Raw genomic sequence first — 1,389 nt, 5'->3', positions numbered from 1 at the left:
GCCGGTAAGGGTGCCCTCGGCCTCGGCCGGGCGCGGCGCGCTGGTGCCCGCCACCAGCAGTGCCAGCAGGGCCAGGCCCCACAGCGGGGCGGTGGAAATCCACACGGCGGGCATAGGCGATGCCAGCCCCGCAATACCCACCCCGGCCCCGGCCAGTGCGGCAAGGCATCCGGTCAGGAAGCGGCGCGACCCCGGCAATTTGCGAAATTTGCAGGCCACGGCGGCGGGCAGCAGCAACACCAGCAGCAGCGGCCACAGCGCCAACAGGCGCGAGGACCAGGCCATGCCCGGCACCAGCGGCAGCAGTGCCAGAATGGCCCCGACCAGCGAGACTACCCGCAACTGCATGTCCGCGCTGGCCGCGTGCTCGCGGGTGCGCAGCAGATGGCGTCCCACGTGGGGCAGCAGCATCAGGGCAAGGCCGGGGGCCAGCACGCCGGGCAGGCCGCGCAGCGGAACGTATCCGGCGGGCGTGGGCGGCTGCCCCGCAACGGCCTGGGCCAGCACTGCGGCAACGAACAGGCTGGTCCACAACCGCCATTCCCCCCGTTCGAAGACGCCGCGCAGCAGGCACAGGGCCAGCACGGCCACCAGCACGCCGATCACCAGCGGTCGGGCCAGCCCGTCGTTGGTGGAGGCGGCGTTCTGGGGGGTGCGCAGCATGGGCGCAAACCACGGTCCCGGTACGCCGTCCAACTTCACGTAAACGGGTAGCGGCTTGCCCACGGGGTCGGGCAGGGTGAACACGTTGCCGCCTTCGGGGGCCTGGGCCTGCCATTCGTTGGGCTCGCCGGGCTGATTGCGTTTGGCCAGGAACAGCGTGGCGCTGCCGGGCAGGTCGCGGCCAAGGTCCAGCAGCAATTGGCGGTTCTGCCCGTCCGGGGGGCGGGGGGCCAGCGTCAGGCGCAACCAGGTGGAGCCGGAGCGGAACAGGGGCAGGCCGTTGCCCAGTGGGGTGAACCCGGCCTGGTGCGAGGGCGAGAGCAGTTCGTCAACGCTCAGCGCGCCGGTGGGGTCCACCAGGAATTCGATGAATGGGGCCAGCGGCTGGGTGGCCAGCAGTGCAGACGTATCCAGGGCACGGGTGGCGTTGGAAATCGCGGGCGCAACAACTGGAGAGGCGGGCTCTGGGCGTGATGCACTGGCGGCGGCAGCGGGTGCCGCAGTGGCGGCCTGCGCGATGCTGGGCGGCCATGTCGCAAGGCAACAGGCCAGCAGCAGCCAGGCGGCCATTTGCCGCAGGGTGATGCTGCGGTGGGGTAAATATGTATGGAGCGACGGAGCGCGGGACGAGCGGGGGGCAGAAGCGATGGTCGGGGCGTGCGGCATGGTTCCAGGGGCGCGCGGGGCGCGCGGGTTGCGTGTTGACCGTGCGCGGCGCGGCGCTTG

Annotated in this window: 1 protein-coding gene; it reads right to left on the bottom strand. The window is 71.8% G+C overall.

Going from position 1 to position 1,389, the window contains the following annotated elements; all coding sequences use genetic code 11:
* The coding region (locus FVW27_RS15535; RefSeq protein WP_279586642.1) for a 7TMR-DISMED2 domain-containing protein at positions 1-1,329 on the bottom strand (1,329 nt) is incomplete at its 3' end.
* Positions 1,330-1,389 lie beyond the last annotated feature (60 nt).

It is taken from the genome of Nitratidesulfovibrio liaohensis, assembly GCF_011682075.1.
Classification (GTDB): Bacteria; Desulfobacterota; Desulfovibrionia; order Desulfovibrionales; family Desulfovibrionaceae; genus Cupidesulfovibrio; species Cupidesulfovibrio liaohensis.
This window is presented reverse-complemented; position numbering and strand designations above follow the sequence as displayed.